The organism is Candidatus Desulfofervidus auxilii (assembly GCA_030262725.1).
GTDB lineage: Bacteria > Desulfobacterota > Desulfofervidia > Desulfofervidales > Desulfofervidaceae > JAJSZS01.
Genome location: JAJSZS010000003.1, coordinates 138,441 through 154,866, shown reverse-complemented (window position 1 = coordinate 154,866; position 16,426 = coordinate 138,441). Strand labels below are relative to the sequence as shown.

Genomic DNA, 16,426 nt, shown 5'->3' with positions numbered 1-16,426 from the left:
CATAAAGGAATTAGATTTAACTGTGTTTTTAAAAACTATTTTAAAAGACGCCTTTCTCAGGGTCTGCCCTTTAAAAAAGCCATCTTTGCTGTAGTTCATAAACTTGTTAGAGTTATCTATGCCTTGCTTACTAAAAGGATGCTCTTTAATCCAACTCATTGCTTATAGTTGACTCCTTAAATTTAGTTTAATATCATTTAATGCCTAAACTCAGCGGCCGGCGGTTACGCCTGTCCTCTAGAAGAAGTCGTTAACCGAACCTTATTTCTTTTCATTTTCAAACTCTAATCTTCCAGCCTCTTGATATAATTCTGCCACAAGCTTTTCTACTTTTTGATATATCTTCCTTAATTTCTTTTCCTTTCGTAAAACAGGATGGTATTCTAAAAACTGATAGATATATTCCATTGCTATAAATGTCCTATCTAAAAATTCAAAATAATGTCCATAATTAAACGGTTGTTCCTCTTTAATTTCTATTAATTCTTCTTTGTCATTTTCTTCTTTTAATTCCAAAATAGGATTCATCCATGGTTAATAGTTTTATTACTTTATAATTCCAAGATGCCACTTTTCTGATTTTTTTATTTTTCTTCCAACGCCAAGTTTACTGCCCGCCATATGGTGGATTGGGTGGAAGGATTTGTTAGGATTAAATTTTTTATCCCCTTTTGTTCAAACGGTAATTTTACTATTGTCAAAGTTTTCAACTTTTATGGGATTTTCTATTACTTTTATATACCATTCCTTTTGATATAGGGTCTTTTCCTTAAAGCTTCATTTTCAAAATATTTGGTAAATTTATATTTTTTCATTTCTAACGCCCAAACTCAGCGGCGGCGGTTAGCCCGTCCGCTGAAGAGATTTGTTAGAAAAAGTAATTTTTAAACCACTTTTTATTATTTCTTCAATAAATGGATTTTTCTCTTGAAATTCTTTTCGTGAACACGGAATAATTTCTAAATAAGAACTAATTTTTAAAATATATTTTCTAATTTTTTTTCTATCTTCTATCCTATCTCCTTCAAATATTGGTGATACTATTAGGAGATCTATATCACTATATTCCGTATAATTACCTTTTGCATAACTACCAAATAAAATCACTTCATCTATAGGAATATTATTTTTTTCTAATTCATTGATACATTTGAAAATAATCTCTTTTATTTTATCTGGGATAGTAACCATTTGTAAAAATCCTTAATTTTTTCAAAATATTTTTTAGTAAATTCCTTGGTGCATTTTTTATAAAATTCAAATTTATAGTCAGGATAACGAATTTCAAGATTGAAATCATTTACTTCATCCAAAAATAATTTTTGTTCTTCTGTAAGTTCAAGACCAGATATTTCTGCCAATCTTACTAAATTATGGATTTTAGGAGGTAACTTATTATATTGCTTTACAAAGTAGGCTTTTAAAGTTTTTTCTAATACTAAATGAGCAATAAAAAGGCACCAATCAAATTTTTCATTTTGGAAAAGAGTTTCCGCTACTTCTAAATCATGTTCAGCACTTTTTAACCAATAATTTATATGTTCTTCTTTTTTCATTTTCTAAACTTTATTTTATTATTCTGCATTATTTCCCCTCTACCATGGATGGTATGCATTGTCAAGAAATGTTGTATTTCTGAGGAATTGTTTAAAAAATACTTCTTAAAAACCACCGCGTTTACGACATAGGTAAATGTTATATTTCAAGACCTGACCCCAATTTTGATGACCCCCTTTCTCTTTCTCTGTCCTTCTTTCTTCAAGAAACTGTCGAGTTGAATACTTGCCCTTCAGAAGTCCTCTTAATTCTTTCCAGTGCCTAACTTTCAGAGTTTTCCCAACAGGTTTAAGAATTATCAAATTATCTTGAAGTTCTATCTCAAATACACTGCCTTTTTCAAGTTTTAGCTTTTCTCTGATCTCCTTTGGAATAACTACCTGCCCTTTTTGGCTTAATATTGTTTTCATATACTTACCTCTTCATCTTAACTTACTAAAATAGTAAGACAAACTGGCAGAAAATCAAGTATTAAAATAGATCCTTTTAATGCTTAGCCAAATCTATTTTAAGAAGCAAATTATGATTTTTTAGAAAGAAATTGGCAATTTAAAAAATGTTATATTTCAAGACCTGACCCCAATTTTTGACCCCAATTTTGCCCCATCCAGCGGCGGACAGTATTACCCATCTGCTGGAGAGTTTGTTAGGAAGGTCTTAGTTTTCTAACCATTTTTTATCTTGGTCTTTTAGGAACGTAATTTATTCCACTGCCGTTTGAAACAGATACATATTCTCCATAATCGATATGATGAAAATCACTCATAATAATACAAAAAGCTAGAGCTTCACTATATGTATTAAAAGGTCCATACCAAAAACCATTATCAGTACATTCAAACTTCGTACATTGACCGGGCCGATTTTGAGGTAAATTAGGTGAACTAGAAGAGTGAATAGCACAATATTTATTCGTAAAATTAAAATATATAAAATAAGGTGGATTGTTTTGTTGAAAAATAAAGGTTTGAGCGTTCTGTAAAGCTTGTTGAAAGGATTGTAAATTACTCATTGTTTACCTCCCGTAAATTTTAATTTTTTTTAAATTTTTCCTCCTAACACTTAAACTTTTGCATTAATCTTTTTTTCAAATTTTAAAGTAATTTCTGTTTATTATTATATTTAATTTTAACATCTCCACCTGCAATTATATTTGGACTTTGAGCTCCATAGCTTTTTTGGTAAGAATCTGCTAGAACCGATTGAGATAGTAATAAAATTAAAAGCAAAGAGAATCCAAAAATTTTACTCATAACTTACCTCCTGCGAATTTTAATTTTTTTAAGATTTTCCTTCTAACGCCTAAACTCAGCGGCGGCGGAATCGCCGTCCATTGGAGTGATTTGTTAGAGTTTATTATATTTTCTTTTTGCTGACAAAAGACAAAACCTTCATCCATTTCCACGATTTATAGATTTAAATTTCTTCTTTTTCTTTGATATTTCCAAATTTCATGGTCAAGCAACCTTGGAGTAAGACTTGGAAAGCGTTTCTGTAAAATTTTACATGTATCTTTAATTAGTAATGATACCTCATCAACGTTGACTGGGCGCCTAAGACAAGATTCTACAAACCTAATTATCATCCTATCTGGTTTAATAAAATTATCCTTACCTGCAAGCATATAAAAATATCTCAATGAAATTCCACTTCTTTGACCAGGAATTTGCTTTATTTCCTGTTCAAACTTTCGATTTTCAACGATTTTGTAAACATCTTGAAGGTATTGAACCTTGTATTTATTAAGAACTTTGCTAAATCTTAAAACTGCCTCTGATTTTAAAATACCATTTTTCGTTGAAGTCCTTTGACGATTACAATATACTTTTTCTGCCATGTTGGTTATACCAATTTTTTCATAAATCTTTATAAAATCTTGAATAGACAATTGCTTGCTCTTAGGAGGATATCCACTTCCCTTTGGTCTTGTACGTTTTAATCCAAAATAGTTGCAAAATCTTATAACTGTATTTCTAGTGGAGGAATATTGAACACCTATTGAAAAAATAGCATCAATAACACATAAAGGTAAATGGAAATAATAGTATTCTTCACTTAAGCATGCGTTTTTTAAATTTAATTTCTTTTCACAACAATTAGCAAGCTGTTTACTTAAGTCAAAAATCATTCTTTTTTCATAAAGCTTCTAACTGAATTTTATTATTCTACATTGTTCCTCCTCTATCATGGATAGTATACATTGTCAAGAAAATGTTGTATTTTTGAGGAATTGTTTAAAAAATATTTTTAAAAATCTAGCATTTTACATCATAACTCATATAGAAATGTTATATTTCAACAGCTTGTCAAGACCTGATTTTGACCCTTGTTATATGCTTACGGTAACTATATTAGACATAACATCAAAACTCAGCGGCGGACAGTATTGCCCGTTTGCTGAAGCGATTTGTTATGATGAAAAATTTTTTTCAATTCAATACATTTTCCGATTAAACATTCTTTATTATATATACCTTTTGCTATTTCTTTTTGATATTTATACGAAATATACTGATAGCAAAATTCTTTATAGTCTAATATGTTATCAAAATATTTGAAAGAAAGTGATGGATTTATAAGTAGACATAATATTGTTGAGCTAAGTCCTAATAAATAAGCAGTCTTTTTACTAAAAAAGTTTTTGAGATATTTGGATATAGGATAGGCAATTAACCAAAAAAGAAAAAATAAGACGGTAATAGAAATAACTAATCCAAATATCAAGTCAAAAGTATTTATAGGTTGCACTAAACTGCTATTGATAAATACTCTATTAATGCCAATTACAAATAAAATGGCCACTAAAATAATTTCTACAGAATAACTTCTTAATGCATGATAAAAAATAGATACATGAATTTTTTGTGTCTTATAGTGAAGTGGTACTGACAATAGAGCGAATATAATAAGACTTGGAATTAATGCATTTAATGCTAATAATAAAAGAAAAATAGGCCAATTAATTAAAGAAGCAGGATTAATGACAAAATAATTTGGCAATAATCCTTTTATTGTTACTACTAGTATACTAATGATACTAAGAGAATAGATAAAATCATGATATACAAAATACAAATCAGTTCCTTCAATATCACCTATTGGTATATTCGGACGACATACTAATTTTATGAATCTTTTTAGAGCATCCGAAACCATATCTTTTATTTGTATAGTTGGGTCTTTCCTCATAACTTTATTTTATTACTCTGCATTATTTTCCCTCTACCATGGATGGCATATCTTGTCAAGAAAAATGTTGTGTTTCTGGGGAATTGTTTAAAATATACATTATTTAATTTTACTAGTTATTAGTTGCTTGACATATGATAATTTAAAATAATATCAAGCGCATTTATAAAAAAATTTTTGGTTATACAATGCTTAAGCTATTTGATGTTTATTTTAAAAAATCAGGGCAAATAAAGGAAAAAAGTTTTTGACAGTGGGGCTGGTTCTGGCTTTTTCCATCTAAATCTTTTTCTATTGATCCTCGTACAAATGTAGTTCGTCGGCATCACATTCATATTGTAACTTTACAACGAGCTTTTCATAAAGCGATTAAAATGGCCGGCATAACCAAGCCCGCGAGCTTTCACTCTCTTCGCCACAGTTTTGCTACTCATTTACTAGTTCAAGAATTACTTGGGCATAAGTATCTTCAAACAACTATGATTTATACCCATGTGCAAAGAGAAATATGCTTGGAGTAAGAAGCCCACTTGATAAGTAAGTATCTCTCTCACCCAAGCACTATCCAAGAAACAAGAACTTCCTCTAAAGAAAATTTCCATAAGTATAAAAGAACTCTTTATAAGTGAGTCTTGAAAGAACAGAAGCAGAAATCATATTCAGAAAAAAATAGAGTTTTCTATCCAAAAAATTCTTCTTCGGTGAGCATTGGATAGTGCTTTTTATTTAATGTCCACAGCTTGCAACTATTTATCTTAACCGCAGCAGCAATAAAAGCATCGGCAATTTCTACAGAATGCGACTTCCTATATTTATTCATAAATTCTCCTGCTAACTTTCCTACTTCTGCATTGATTTCTAACAAATAAAAGCTATCAATAAATTTTTTCTACAAACTCTTTCTCTTTTGGTTTCAACTCTGCATATATTTCTGCTATTCGAATAGGCGTTATATAAAGATTACCTTCTGTTTCTTTGGTAACTTTTATGAACTTAATTTTTATATCCTCTCTAGCTCGCAATAACCATATAAGAATATCAGTATCCAAAACTATCAAGCCTATTTCCCTTTCTAATTTCTCTCACATATTGGTCTGGATCTAAATCTTTTCTATGACTCCATAAGCCAAATATTTTCTCCATGTTTTTTATAAGCAACTCACTTTTAGGGAAAAGGACTTTTCTTAAACTCTCTCTAATAACTTCAGACATACTTTTTTTACTTCTTTTTACTTTTTTTCTTATTGTTGTCATAGCTGGCCCAAAAGCAAGAATTTTTCTAACGAGATGTTTTTAAACGACTATTAACTTCTGTTTTTTTCTCTTTGGCTATCAAACCTGCTCCTATGATTAAATTATCTATAACCTTAAAAATAGATGTATCCCACGGATATTTTGATTGGTTATCTATCCAATTGCTTGCTTTATTTTTAAAATTAGAATTTTTTGCTACAGGAATAAAGAAATTTTCTATAATTTCTCTCATTAGACTCCATTCAACATTTATTCCATTTTTAACATTTGTATTACCTTTCAAATATCTTAATGTATATTCACGGTCTATTGGAGGGACTATATTAGGACACAGGTGAGCCATAACTTTTGAGTTACCAACAAGCCTTGTTTTACTTGCCATAACTTTAATGTTACAAAAAATCTTTTTAAGAATCTCCCAATCTACCTCTTTCATATTTTGATAATCAATTTTTCTTGCCTTTTCAATTTGCTTTTTTACTTGCATTACGCTGCTTTTGAAAATATTAAAACTTTGCATTTTGGAACCGCCTTGTCCCATTCTATGCATTCCCCATGAGGCTAAAGTTGCATATATAAATTCTAAATATAATTCAAAATTAGGTGAGTTAATCATTTCAAGTGTTCTTCTATGAAAATAAAGGCTTGGGCCGTGAAACTTCTCAACTTCATAAAATTTGTCGTGATATTTTTCAGCATTGATGAGTATGTCTAAGATCTTATCTTGATAGCTGTCCATCATTTGATAGATTTTTATTTTTTGTAAATGTCACCTCTAGGTCCTATTTTTACGACTAAAATGACTCTTTCTTTTTTATTAACCTTAATCAGCACCTATACTTGCCAATTCGTAATCTATAAATATCTCTTTCTCCTTCTACTGATTTTATATCAACTCTTTCTTTAGTCATCAAAAGGTTTAAAATTTTATCTATTTTCTTTTGATAAGTTTTATTTAACCTTTGATAGCTTTTATAGGCTTGTTTAGAGAACTCTATTCGCCAAAAGGCCATGAGATAGTTTCTTTATTTTTTAATTCTTTTTCTGCAATCTTTATTGCTTGTTTTTCTTCATCTGTTAGAGGATTTGTATCTTCTTCTAAAAATACTTTTTCAAAAATTTCTTCTTTAGCTTCTTCATTTAATTGCTTCAGCAACTCAATAATTATGTCTATGGAAATAGATATTTTTTTTGTTTTCATATTTTTAATCCCCTTTTTGGTTTTAAATCCTGCGAAACAGGATTTTATTCCTTTTTATCACTTTTTGTTTGGTTCGGAAAGGTTATTCTACAATTTTTTCTTTTTATCACGGGGTAATATGCATTGTCAAGAAATCTCATTCAAGCACTGCCCAAGGGACAAGGACTTCTTCTAAAGAGATATTTCCATGAGTATAAAGGGGCTCTTTGTAAGTGTGTTTTGAAAGGGCAGAGAGTTTTAAACGGAAGCCATGGTCAGAAAAAAGATAAATTTTTTTTGTTCCTTTAAGCAATGGTTTTAAAATATTTTTTAATTGTATGACGATTTCATTTGCTACTTGATGTGGGAAAAGGTGTGTTTGGTGAAAGTAGGTATCAATTAAATCAACTTTAAATATTTTTAAGTTTCCTTTTTTAAGAAGATGTAATCCAGGTGAAATATTTTCTAAAAAATTATCCAAATTAAGGGAAGTTAATTGTGTATATGTATCTGTTGGAGATTTTGCCCAGTAAAATTTCTCTTCTTTTACTTTGTAGCCTAAAGTAGGAAAAAGCTTTTCTTTTAATATAAGATAAATGTCATAACGTAATCCATCTAAAAGAAGACCTGTTCCTTGCGAAGGTAAAGAGGGATTTTTAAAACTTTGTCTTTCATAAAATGCTTTAAACTGTGTATCTAGTTTTTTTCTAAAATTTATAATTTTTTGCAAAATTTTCTTTTTCAATTCTTGCGGTAAATTACTTTCAAAAACAATCCCTAATTGCCACTCCATGTAGAAAATCTTTTTTTGATAAAATTTTTCCCATTGAGAGGAAGTGGGAATTTCACTTAAAGGTTCATTTATTAAACTTTCTAAGAATTGATAGGCTTTAACTAGATTTTTTGTTTCTTCATCTAATGATGAAATAGAAATTTTTTCTCCACTTTCAAGTAAATGAGCAAGTATGCGACTTTTAAGATGTGGAAAAAGTCTTTCTCGCTCTAAAGCCAAAGAAAGTTTTGGTTGATAGATTCTTAAATGTTGCCAAAGGGCATCTTCATCTTCTAATCCTTGTGCCCATTGTATAAATGTCTCTTCTTCTAAAAGCTTTATGGCTAATTTTAAAAGGCTTGTTTGTTTTTCTATCCATTCTGTTTCAGGTAATCCTGAAAGCTCTGCTGCTACTGTAATGGGTAATTGATGTAAATGACACCAGGCAATATAGACTAAAAGTGCATAAAATCGTTCTTTCCATTTTTGCGCTAAAGGCAAAAAATCAGGTTCTCGTTCTCTTAAGGCAAGCTCTAATGCAGGTGGTACACCTGTAGTAGAAGCAGTAACACGGATATAAGTATCTGGCAAAATTCCTTCTTTTCCTTCAAGCCAATCTTTAAATATGGCTTCAAGCTTTGCCTTTGGTAGACTTTGCCCTTTAAGTCTGGCAATAAGGACATCAAGATTTCTTTCTACGATTTTTATCCCTTCTGATAATGCTTTTTTTAATTCAGAGGTAAGCTTTAACCAATCCTTTATTTCTCCTTTTCCACTTAAAAGTGCTTTAATTTGTTTAGCTTGTTCTTTTTTACCAATTTCTTTAAGCCCTTCCATATAGGATTCAAGACGAGACTTTAAAGGAGGCGTTTTTAATGCTTCAAAACAGGCATTGATGCCTTGTTGCATCTTTGACAAAAATACAGAGGCAGGTGGAAGCTCAATGACTTCACCAAGTTTAAAATTACAACTACAAATAGGTTTTTGTTTCAGTTGCTCTTTTACATCCAATTGACAAAATCTTTTTAATACCTGATTTAGCTCAGCTTCTATTTCTTCAAGATATGCCCTGGCTGGCAAAACTGGAAGCGTTGCCCAGTTTTTAAGCAGTTTATATGTTTCATCCTGACGCAAAGTAAGATAGGGATGAAAACGCTCTTGTGAAAATGCCAAATTATGGCTTTCTTCATAAATATTTACATAGTATTCGTAAAATCTATTAAATTTTTCTTCTAAACTTTCAAGCAAAGAGGGATTAAAAAGCAAATTTTTTTTAAATATAGAACGTGTTTCCTCATAAATTTGATTTAATTTGGTTTCATTTGATGGAATCTGTAAATCTGGATGATGAAGATAATCATAAATAAAAAATATCCTTTCTCTTTTTTCATAAAACTTAAGCATAGCTTGCAAACGGGCATAAAGAATATCAATAAATGTAATTTCTTTTAAAGTGCTTGCTAATCGTTTTAGCCCCTCTGTAGCTGGAAGAGAAACCTTAATGCTATTTAAGATATTTTCAAACTGTTCTAAAGTTTCTTTTGCTAAAGTCAAATCTGAAGAAACAAGGGCTGGATGATGTCTTGTAAGTAAGTCTTTTAATCCTTGAAATAGAGGAAATAAATTTTCTTTAAATCTTTTTATCTCATCCCAAAGTGTAATTTGTTGGGTAACTGTGAGTTCTATACCTTTAAGTCTTTCAGGCAAAAAAGGCAAATTGACTAATAGATTTATATCTTCTGAAGAAAGGGTTTTTGTGATTTCCAGTTTATCTATTTTGTCTAAAGTAGTTAAATTTATTTTAGCTGGTGTTAAGTATTTACCTTGTCGATATGGAGCTAAAAGACCTCTATGGATAAACGCTAATAAAAGTAATTCACATTGTTCTAAACATAAGCCAAATTCACTAAAGCGCAAATAATTAAAAATCTCATCTTTTGTGTGGATGTTTTTGTCTTCAAAGGCAGAAAGAAGAAATTTTACTAAAGGAGAACGAGAGCTCTCAATTATTACCCGATAGCCTCCTGGAATTTTTTTTAAAATGCCAAGAGGTCTTAATAGCCCTTCAATTAATATCTTAATTGGTTTATCTTCTCGTTTTAGGATAATTTCTCCTGGTATAATAAGGGCATCTACCAATTGCTGACGTTGAAAAAGGGGAGGGGGTAACATATGAGGTGCAATTAAATGATGCAATGGATAGCGTTTTTCTAATATAAAGGCAGAAATGCCTTCCAATAAACGTAACCATTGACTTGCATCAAGAAGTAATATTTGGGTATTTTCTTTTTCTGAAAAATAAAGTGTACCTTTCCTATATGCCCAAACTATCTCTTGTGTAGCCTGCTTTATAGCTTCTTCATAGTGTGCTTTAGCAGCCTCTCTTAGTTTTTTTTCTCTTGTTGTTTCAGCTTGATATCTCTCTACTAGTTGTCCATAAATAAAAGCAGCTTTAAGCACTTTTTCATCTGCTTTTTCTGGTATCCAAACCCCGACTCCTTTAGGTAAAGATGGCAAAATAAAGTTTTCTGGAACAGGAAGACGTAAAATAAAAAGATGAAAATCTTTTGTGTTATCTATATTTTTTAAAAAATGAGAAAGTTCTTTAGCAGGTAAAAAATAAATAACTCCATTACGCCTTGTATTTTTCCAAATAATGTTTACTTCTTGTATTTCTTTTAATTCCTTAAAAGGAATAACAGAAGAAACAGCATTTTCAAAAACAAAGTTATAAATGCGTTCATCACCTGGTAAAATGCTTTGTTTTAACTGATGAAAACGTGTACGAATGAGAAATTGAGTGTCTTCTTCTAAATCTAAATAAAATCTATCTTCTATCCATTCATTGCCTGTCTCATGACGTAAATAAGCCCCTTCTTGCTGAAGGCGAATCAATATGTCGTGAATAAATCTAAAATTAAGAGTTGGATCTAAATCTGTAAAGGGGTAAAGTAGTGCCAAAGTTAAATCTTTTATTGTAGGTTTGTGTTTTATAGGTGAAATGGCTAAAAGGATTAATAATTTAATAAGAGAAATAGCTATTTTTTGCATTTCTATATCATCAAAAAGACGAGGAACAATTTTTTCATAAAACCGATACACTTTTTCATAATAAGGATTTGTTTCTAAGGTTTCTCTGATGCGGTCAAGAAAATGATCAAAGATAAGGGTAGGAGAAAGCAAAGTTTTAGGAGGTGCATCTAAAAGTGCAGGAATATTCCTTTTTTTATCTCCTTTTAAACGGCTATAAACAAAGTCAATTGCACCTCGATGTTGTGAAAAGAGTCCTCTTAATTCATCTAATAATTGGATAGTTAAGGGATGCACTGGATAAAGTCTTATCCATTGCTCCTCATTAAATGGTAAATAATTAAAAGTCTTTTTAAATTCTAAAAAAAGCTCTTCAAGGTATGCTCTGGCTTGTGGATTTTTTTTCACCAAACGTTCACTGACAATCTCCTCTATGTGAGTGCCAGAAAACACAAAACGTATCGGGTATCTGTCTTTAATTTTGGCATAAGCATCTTGGGGAACATCACCTGTGGTTTCTAATTGCTCTTGCAATGTAGCAATGATCCAAAGGGGTATATTTGTTGCTGTTTCACCCAAAAATTGCAAAAATCTAATATCTTCTTGAAAGTCAGAGATTGTAGGCTTTGATTTTAGAAATTCAGATAACTCATCAATTAACAATATTGCCCCTTTATAACCTTCTTCTTTTAATACCTGATGAAGTTTTTCCATTATGCTGTGTCTTTCTAAAACTGGACGATAAGGGAGATTTAATTTTTCAAAAAATTGCCGTAAGTACGGCCAATATTTTAAGTCAAAAAAATCATCTTCTGATATACCTAGTTCTTTTGTAAACTGAGAAAGCTCTGATTTATAGGATGAAAGCAGTTTTTTTAACTGCTCTATGAATTGAGATGGGATGATACCTTTTTTAAATTTTTTTTCTAAAACTTGATTAAAAGCATCTAAAACAATTTCTTGCAAGCGAATTTCATTACTATAGTCTAAAAGAGAAATAGGTACTACTAGCCAAGAGCCCTTAATTTCAGGTAAACCAGGCACAGGCGGGATTTTCTGGGTAGTAAGATAAAGATAAAGACTTACAAGGAAATGTGACTTTCCACTGCCATAACCACCTTCAATAAAAAAACCTTTTCCTTTTTCTTCAGAAAGACTGTGATAAATAGCCCTAAATGCTTGATTTACTTCTTTTGTAAATACAATTTCTTTTAAAAAATTTCTTGCATAAGGAGAAAATGCATCATTTAAATGAATAACAGTTTTAATCTCTGGCAAACTGATTAAATCAGCAATGCGCTGCATTTTTTATCTTTTTTTGATATCTTTTTATCCAACCAAAAATTTTTACTTTTTCAGGATGGAGATTTAAAGCATCTTCTAATATACGCAATAAATAATCTATCTTTCCATAACGCTCACAGGCAGAAAAAAGGGCACTTCTAACTGGGTGAAAATAAGGCTCTTCCAAAAAAAATTGTTTTAATTTTTCAATTCCAGCATCTATCAAATTTGGATCTTCAGATTTTATTAAAACAAAACCCAAATTTAGATTTGCTTCCCTATTTTCTGGGTCAATCTTTAATACCTTTTCATAAAAAGATATAGCTTCTTTAATTTTTCCCTGTTCTTTAGCTGTTTCTGCTTGAGCCAAAAGCAAAATAATATCCTTTTCTGCTGATGGTAAGCGGGCAATGATTTCCATTTCTTTCTGCCATTTTTCTTTTCCTTTTATCTGCTTTTTTAATAAAAGGATTTTTCTTTTTAATTTCATATCTTGAGGTGATTCTTTTAATAAAAGTTCATAAACTTTTAATGCCTCTTTATATCTTTTTAAAGCAATAAGAATTTTTGCCTGAAGGAGACGTAAAGCAGGGGTATCTTGAAGAGAAAAGGGGACACTTTGCAAAATTTCCCAAGCTTTTTTAGGTTCTTTAGCCTTTAGATAGGCTTGAAGGAGCCAGTAAAGGGTAGATTTTGTTTTTGATTGATTAAATAAATATTCAAATATCTCCATTGCCTCTTTAGCTGCTTTTTTTGTTCCTTTTGCTAAAAGGATTTTTCCTTTTAAAAAAAGACCATATCTTTCTGTAGGCAATTTACTTAATGCTTCCTTACAAAGTCTTTCTGCCTTTTCAATTGTATTTCTCTTTAAAGCTAATTCCGCCAAAAGAAATTTATAGCGATGCTCTTCTGGTTCTTTTAACATTGCTTCTAATATGGCTTGTTCTGCTTCTATCAAATTACCACTTTGAATCAGTTTTTTTAAGGCTTCAAACTTTTCCTGTTTGACCATTTTTTGGATTTTATCACAAAATTATTGCTTTGCCATCATTAAGCATTGCTTTGCTTTTTTGTTTTTGTTAAATAATGGCTCATGCTATTCCTTAAAAAATTGGCAGCAACAATTTTAATTTTTTTATTAAGTAGTCTTTTATTTTTATTTACCTTAGAAAAAAGCATTTTTTCTTTTATTTTTGGTATTGGAATTGTTATTTTTGTTTTTTTTGCAAGTGCTTTTTTATATTCCTTTAAAATAGGTTTTTTTACTAGTTTAATTTTACCCTCTACCCTTTTATTTAATCTCACTGTCTGTAAGATTCCATCAATAACTGCCTTTGCCTTTTTTATAAATCTTTCCCTTTTTAGCTTTATTTTAGGTTATGAAAAAAGAAAAGACATTTTTATTTATCTTTTTTATATCTCCATGGCTTTTGCAGTGATGGCAAAAGGAATAATAGGTTTTATTTTGCCCTTTTTAATTGCTTTTCTTTTTATTCTTATAAAGGACTTTAAATTTTTAAAAGAAATGAAATTCATTAAAGGACTTTTTTTCTTTTTTATTATTATTTTAATTTGGTGTGGATTTTTATTTTATAAAACAAGAGAGATTCCAAATTTTTATCAGTTATTAGAATTTAAAAGAGGCAATGAAAAATTTTATCTCTATCTTTTTCTCCCATTATTTTGCTTCCCTTGGATTGGTCTTTTACCTCATCTTTTGTTTATTGGTTATAAACAAATGATTAATAAACAATTGACAAATTCAGAGATTTTCTTTTGGCTTTGGCTTTTATTATTTATCATCTTTTTCTTTTCCACTTCTCAATCCATATATTTTTTTAGTGTCATTTTACCAAGTATAAGCTTTCTTTTAGCTATTTCTTTGGAAAAAATGACTGATTGGGCAATAAAAATACTTCTTTATTTTAATGCATTTTTAGGTCTTCTTTTGCTATTTGTTGGAGGTGCATTTTTTGCCCATCTTGAACCAAAACTTGCTTGGATTTCATTTTTTGGTTTTTTACCAATTTTAAACTCTTATTTTGGATTTTTCTTTTATAATCGAAATAAAATAATGAATGCATTTTTACTTCAACTTCTTTCTGGATATGGTTTTATATTATTTTTAAATTATTTATGGTTACCTTTTGCCAAACATTATAATTTAGTTAAATCCATTTTGGGGTAATAAAATGCGTTATTATCCTATTTTACTTGATTTGAAAGGGAAAAATTGTCTTGTAGTAGGAGGTGGACAGGTTGCTTGGCGTAAGATTAAAAGGCTCTTAGATTGTGGAGCAAAAGTGAAAGTAGTTGCTAGAGAAGTTTTACCTGAATTAAAAGAGGCAATTGATAAAAAAAATGTGATATATTTAGGGAAAGAATATAAATCAGAGTTTTTAAAAGATACATTTTTAGTTATTGGGGCTACTGATGATGAAGAACTTAATCAAAAATTAAGCATAGAGGCAAATAATATCAATATCCTTTGTAATATTGTAGATCAGCCAGAAAAATGTAATTTTATTGTTCCCTCAGTGGTAGTAAGGGGTGATTTGATTATTGCTATATCTACTAGTGGAAAGAGTCCAGCTTTAGCTAAAAGATTGCGTTTAAGATTGGAAAAGGAGTTTGGTGAAGAATATGCCCATTTTTTAAATTTATTAGGGAAAATTAGGGATATAATAAAAAAGAAAATACCTGATCAAAAACAAAGAGAAATTATTTTTGCAAAGCTTGTGGATTCTGAATTATTAGATTATTTTAAGAAAAAGGATTTAGAAGCAATTAAAAAATATCTTAAAAAGATTATTCCAGAATCAGATAGCTTGTTTGGAAAAGACTTTTAGATTATGATTTTTGAAGGAGGGATTATGTCTAGGTCAGAATTATTATGGGAAAAGGCAAAAACATTATTGCCAGGAGGGGTAAATAGCCCTGTTAGGGCATGGGGATCTGTAAGAGGGGAACCTCTTTTTATAGAAAGGGCAAAGGGGTCAAAGGTTTATGATGTAGATGGTAATGAATATATTGATTATGTCTGCTCATGGGGGCCAATGATTGTTGGTCATGCAAATGATGAAGTGATAGAGGCAATTGAAAAGACTGCAAAAAAAGGAACAAGTTTTGGCGCTCCAACTGTTTTAGAAGTAGAATTAGCAGAAATAATTACTGAGGCATTTCCCTCAATAGAAAAAGTGAGGATGGTAAATTCTGGAACCGAAGCAACAATGAGTGCATTGAGATTGGCTAGGGCTTATACTGGTAGGGATAAAGTAGTTAAATTTAATGGATGTTATCATGGTCATGCAGACAGTTTTTTAGTAAAAGCAGGTTCTGGTTTAGCTACTTTTGGTATACCAGCCTCTCCAGGTGTGCCAGAAGATTTGACAAAGCATACTATTTCTTTACCTTATAATGATATTTCTGCTGTAGAAAAAACCTTTGAGCAAATAGGAGAAGAGATTGCCTGTGTCATTGTTGAACCTGTTGCAGGTAATATGGGGGTAATCTTGCCAGAAGATGGTTTTTTGCAAGGATTACGTAAAATTACACAAAAATATAAAAGTGTCCTAATTTTTGATGAGGTTATAACGGGATTTCGCATTAGTTTTGGTGGTGCTCAAGCATATTATAATATTGAACCTGATTTAACTTGTTTAGGTAAGATTATTGGTGGAGGATTGCCAGTTGGAGCCTATGGTGGAAAAAAAGAGATTATGTCTCTTATTGCTCCAGAAGGAGATGTTTATCAAGCAGGAACACTTTCTGGTAATCCATTGGCTATGAGTGCTGGTATTGCTACTTTAAAGATTTTAAAAAGGTCTGGAGTATATGAAAATCTTGAAAAAAAGACAAAAAGATTAGTAAATGGTATTAAAGAGGCAGCAAAAAAATATGACATCCCTTTACAAATTAATCAGATTGCTTCAATGTTTTCTATTTTCTTTAATAAAAATCCAGTAAAAAATTATGAAACTGCCTTAAAGAGTGATAATGAAATGTTTATTAAATATTTTTATGGTATGTTAAAAAGAGGGATTTATTTAGCCCCTTCAGCTTATGAAGCTAGTTTTGTCTCTATTGCCCATACTGATGAGGATATTGATAAAACAATTGAGGCAGTAGATAAAACCTTTAAAGAGATAAAGGAGGGGTAA

At 30.4% G+C, this 16,426-nt stretch carries 19 protein-coding genes and 1 pseudogene; 4 read left to right on the top strand and 16 right to left on the bottom strand.

Going from position 1 to position 16,426, the window contains the following annotated elements; genetic code table 11:
- Positions 1-261: 261 nt before the first annotated feature.
- The 8 genes from LWW95_03240 to LWW95_03205 all read right to left on the bottom strand — a co-directional run bounded on the left by LWW95_03240 (position 262) and on the right by LWW95_03205 (position 4,746).
- Positions 262-528: a hypothetical protein gene (locus LWW95_03240; protein MDL1956055.1), complete on the bottom strand. Its 267-nt coding sequence runs from the start codon at positions 526-528 to the stop codon at positions 262-264.
- 315 nt (positions 529-843) lie between these two features.
- Positions 844-1,191 (bottom strand): nucleotidyltransferase domain-containing protein, encoded by a 348-nt coding sequence (locus tag LWW95_03235; GenBank protein MDL1956054.1) that lies wholly within the window; start codon positions 1,189-1,191, stop codon positions 844-846.
- Positions 1,167-1,556, bottom strand: a complete 390-nt coding sequence (locus tag LWW95_03230) for a HEPN domain-containing protein (GenBank protein MDL1956053.1) — start codon at positions 1,554-1,556, stop codon at positions 1,167-1,169. The genes LWW95_03235 and LWW95_03230 overlap by 25 nt, the downstream gene beginning before the upstream one ends.
- 105 nt (positions 1,557-1,661) lie before the next feature.
- The gene (locus tag LWW95_03225) at positions 1,662-1,967 is read right to left on the bottom strand and encodes an AbrB/MazE/SpoVT family DNA-binding domain-containing protein (protein ID MDL1956052.1); all 306 of its coding nucleotides are present in this window, start codon (positions 1,965-1,967) and stop codon (positions 1,662-1,664) included.
- A gap of 266 nt (positions 1,968-2,233) precedes the next feature.
- Positions 2,234-2,569: a hypothetical protein gene (locus tag LWW95_03220; GenBank protein ID MDL1956051.1), complete on the bottom strand. Its 336-nt coding sequence runs from the start codon at positions 2,567-2,569 to the stop codon at positions 2,234-2,236.
- A gap of 82 nt (positions 2,570-2,651) precedes the next feature.
- Positions 2,652-2,810: a hypothetical protein gene (locus tag LWW95_03215; GenBank protein MDL1956050.1), complete on the bottom strand. Its 159-nt coding sequence runs from the start codon at positions 2,808-2,810 to the stop codon at positions 2,652-2,654.
- A gap of 155 nt (positions 2,811-2,965) precedes the next feature.
- Positions 2,966-3,685 (bottom strand): hypothetical protein, encoded by a 720-nt coding sequence (locus LWW95_03210; protein ID MDL1956049.1) that lies wholly within the window; start codon positions 3,683-3,685, stop codon positions 2,966-2,968.
- 242 nt (positions 3,686-3,927) lie between these two features.
- Entirely contained in the window at positions 3,928-4,746 is an 819-nt protein-coding gene (locus tag LWW95_03205) for a hypothetical protein (protein MDL1956048.1), read from the bottom strand.
- 254 nt (positions 4,747-5,000) lie between these two features.
- Between LWW95_03205 and LWW95_03200 the strand changes: the two are divergent.
- Positions 5,001-5,287 (top strand): annotated as a pseudogene (locus LWW95_03200) (tyrosine-type recombinase/integrase).
- 138 nt (positions 5,288-5,425) lie between these two features.
- Here the strand turns inward: LWW95_03200 and LWW95_03195 are convergent.
- The 8 genes from LWW95_03195 to LWW95_03160 all read right to left on the bottom strand — a co-directional run bounded on the left by LWW95_03195 (position 5,426) and on the right by LWW95_03160 (position 13,278).
- Positions 5,426-5,611 carry a hypothetical protein gene (locus LWW95_03195; protein MDL1956047.1) on the bottom strand — a complete coding sequence of 62 codons (186 nt, stop codon included), beginning with the start codon at positions 5,609-5,611 and terminating at the stop codon, positions 5,426-5,428.
- Positions 5,612-5,621: 10 nt separating this feature from the next.
- A complete protein-coding gene (locus tag LWW95_03190) occupies positions 5,622-5,804 on the bottom strand; it encodes a hypothetical protein (GenBank protein ID MDL1956046.1) in 183 nt (60 codons plus the stop codon).
- A complete protein-coding gene (locus LWW95_03185) occupies positions 5,785-6,000 on the bottom strand; it encodes a hypothetical protein (protein MDL1956045.1) in 216 nt (71 codons plus the stop codon). The genes LWW95_03190 and LWW95_03185 overlap by 20 nt, the downstream gene beginning before the upstream one ends.
- A gap of 25 nt (positions 6,001-6,025) precedes the next feature.
- A complete protein-coding gene (locus LWW95_03180; protein MDL1956044.1) occupies positions 6,026-6,520 on the bottom strand; it encodes a hypothetical protein in 495 nt (164 codons plus the stop codon).
- Between the two features lie 307 nt (positions 6,521-6,827).
- A complete protein-coding gene (locus tag LWW95_03175) occupies positions 6,828-7,013 on the bottom strand; it encodes a hypothetical protein (protein MDL1956043.1) in 186 nt (61 codons plus the stop codon).
- Positions 6,995-7,201, bottom strand: a complete 207-nt coding sequence (locus tag LWW95_03170; GenBank protein MDL1956042.1) for a hypothetical protein — start codon at positions 7,199-7,201, stop codon at positions 6,995-6,997. Before LWW95_03170 ends, LWW95_03175 begins: the two co-directional genes overlap by 19 nt.
- Positions 7,202-7,337: 136 nt before the next feature.
- On the bottom strand, positions 7,338-12,287 hold the full coding sequence (locus LWW95_03165) for a DUF6079 family protein (protein ID MDL1956041.1): 4,950 nt from the start codon (positions 12,285-12,287) through the stop codon (positions 7,338-7,340).
- Positions 12,271-13,278, bottom strand: coding sequence for a tetratricopeptide repeat protein (locus LWW95_03160; GenBank protein ID MDL1956040.1), 1,008 nt, complete (start codon positions 13,276-13,278; stop codon positions 12,271-12,273). The genes LWW95_03165 and LWW95_03160 overlap by 17 nt, the downstream gene beginning before the upstream one ends.
- A gap of 81 nt (positions 13,279-13,359) precedes the next feature.
- Between LWW95_03160 and LWW95_03155 the strand changes: the two genes are divergently transcribed.
- Genes LWW95_03155 through hemL form a run of 3 tightly spaced genes read left to right on the top strand, consistent with a single transcriptional unit; the run spans position 13,360 to position 16,426 of the window.
- On the top strand, positions 13,360-14,454 hold the full coding sequence (locus LWW95_03155) for a hypothetical protein (GenBank protein ID MDL1956039.1): 1,095 nt from the start codon (positions 13,360-13,362) through the stop codon (positions 14,452-14,454).
- 4 nt (positions 14,455-14,458) lie between these two features.
- Positions 14,459-15,115, top strand: coding sequence for a bifunctional precorrin-2 dehydrogenase/sirohydrochlorin ferrochelatase (locus LWW95_03150; protein ID MDL1956038.1), 657 nt, complete (start codon positions 14,459-14,461; stop codon positions 15,113-15,115).
- 24 nt (positions 15,116-15,139) lie between these two features.
- Positions 15,140-16,426, top strand: coding sequence for a glutamate-1-semialdehyde 2,1-aminomutase (hemL, locus tag LWW95_03145; protein MDL1956037.1), 1,287 nt, complete (start codon positions 15,140-15,142; stop codon positions 16,424-16,426).

What these genes read in the sequence shown, in the direction of transcription:
- LWW95_03235 (MDL1956054.1), bottom strand. Translation starts at nt 1,191, where the DNA reads ATGGTTACTATCCCAGATAAAATAAAAGAGATTATTTTCAAATGTATC.
- LWW95_03155 (MDL1956039.1), top strand. Translation starts at nt 13,360, where the DNA reads ATGCTATTCCTTAAAAAATTGGCAGCAACAATTTTAATTTTTTTATTA.
- LWW95_03215 (MDL1956050.1), bottom strand. Translation starts at nt 2,810, where the DNA reads ATGAGTAAAATTTTTGGATTCTCTTTGCTTTTAATTTTATTACTATCT.
- LWW95_03165 (MDL1956041.1), bottom strand. Translation starts at nt 12,287, where the DNA reads ATGCAGCGCATTGCTGATTTAATCAGTTTGCCAGAGATTAAAACTGTT.
- LWW95_03230 (MDL1956053.1), bottom strand. Translation starts at nt 1,556, where the DNA reads ATGAAAAAAGAAGAACATATAAATTATTGGTTAAAAAGTGCTGAACAT.
- LWW95_03170 (MDL1956042.1), bottom strand. Translation starts at nt 7,201, where the DNA reads ATGAAAACAAAAAAAATATCTATTTCCATAGACATAATTATTGAGTTG.
- LWW95_03180 (MDL1956044.1), bottom strand. Translation starts at nt 6,520, where the DNA reads ATGCAAAGTTTTAATATTTTCAAAAGCAGCGTAATGCAAGTAAAAAAG.
- LWW95_03240 (MDL1956055.1), bottom strand. Translation starts at nt 528, where the DNA reads ATGAATCCTATTTTGGAATTAAAAGAAGAAAATGACAAAGAAGAATTA.
- LWW95_03205 (MDL1956048.1), bottom strand. Translation starts at nt 4,746, where the DNA reads ATGAGGAAAGACCCAACTATACAAATAAAAGATATGGTTTCGGATGCT.
- LWW95_03150 (MDL1956038.1), top strand. Translation starts at nt 14,459, where the DNA reads ATGCGTTATTATCCTATTTTACTTGATTTGAAAGGGAAAAATTGTCTT.
- LWW95_03220 (MDL1956051.1), bottom strand. Translation starts at nt 2,569, where the DNA reads ATGAGTAATTTACAATCCTTTCAACAAGCTTTACAGAACGCTCAAACC.
- LWW95_03175 (MDL1956043.1), bottom strand. Translation starts at nt 7,013, where the DNA reads ATGGCCTTTTGGCGAATAGAGTTCTCTAAACAAGCCTATAAAAGCTAT.
- LWW95_03210 (MDL1956049.1), bottom strand. Translation starts at nt 3,685, where the DNA reads ATGATTTTTGACTTAAGTAAACAGCTTGCTAATTGTTGTGAAAAGAAA.
- LWW95_03185 (MDL1956045.1), bottom strand. Translation starts at nt 6,000, where the DNA reads ATGACAACAATAAGAAAAAAAGTAAAAAGAAGTAAAAAAAGTATGTCT.
- LWW95_03160 (MDL1956040.1), bottom strand. Translation starts at nt 13,278, where the DNA reads ATGGTCAAACAGGAAAAGTTTGAAGCCTTAAAAAAACTGATTCAAAGT.
- LWW95_03225 (MDL1956052.1), bottom strand. Translation starts at nt 1,967, where the DNA reads ATGAAAACAATATTAAGCCAAAAAGGGCAGGTAGTTATTCCAAAGGAG.
- hemL (MDL1956037.1), top strand. Translation starts at nt 15,140, where the DNA reads ATGTCTAGGTCAGAATTATTATGGGAAAAGGCAAAAACATTATTGCCA.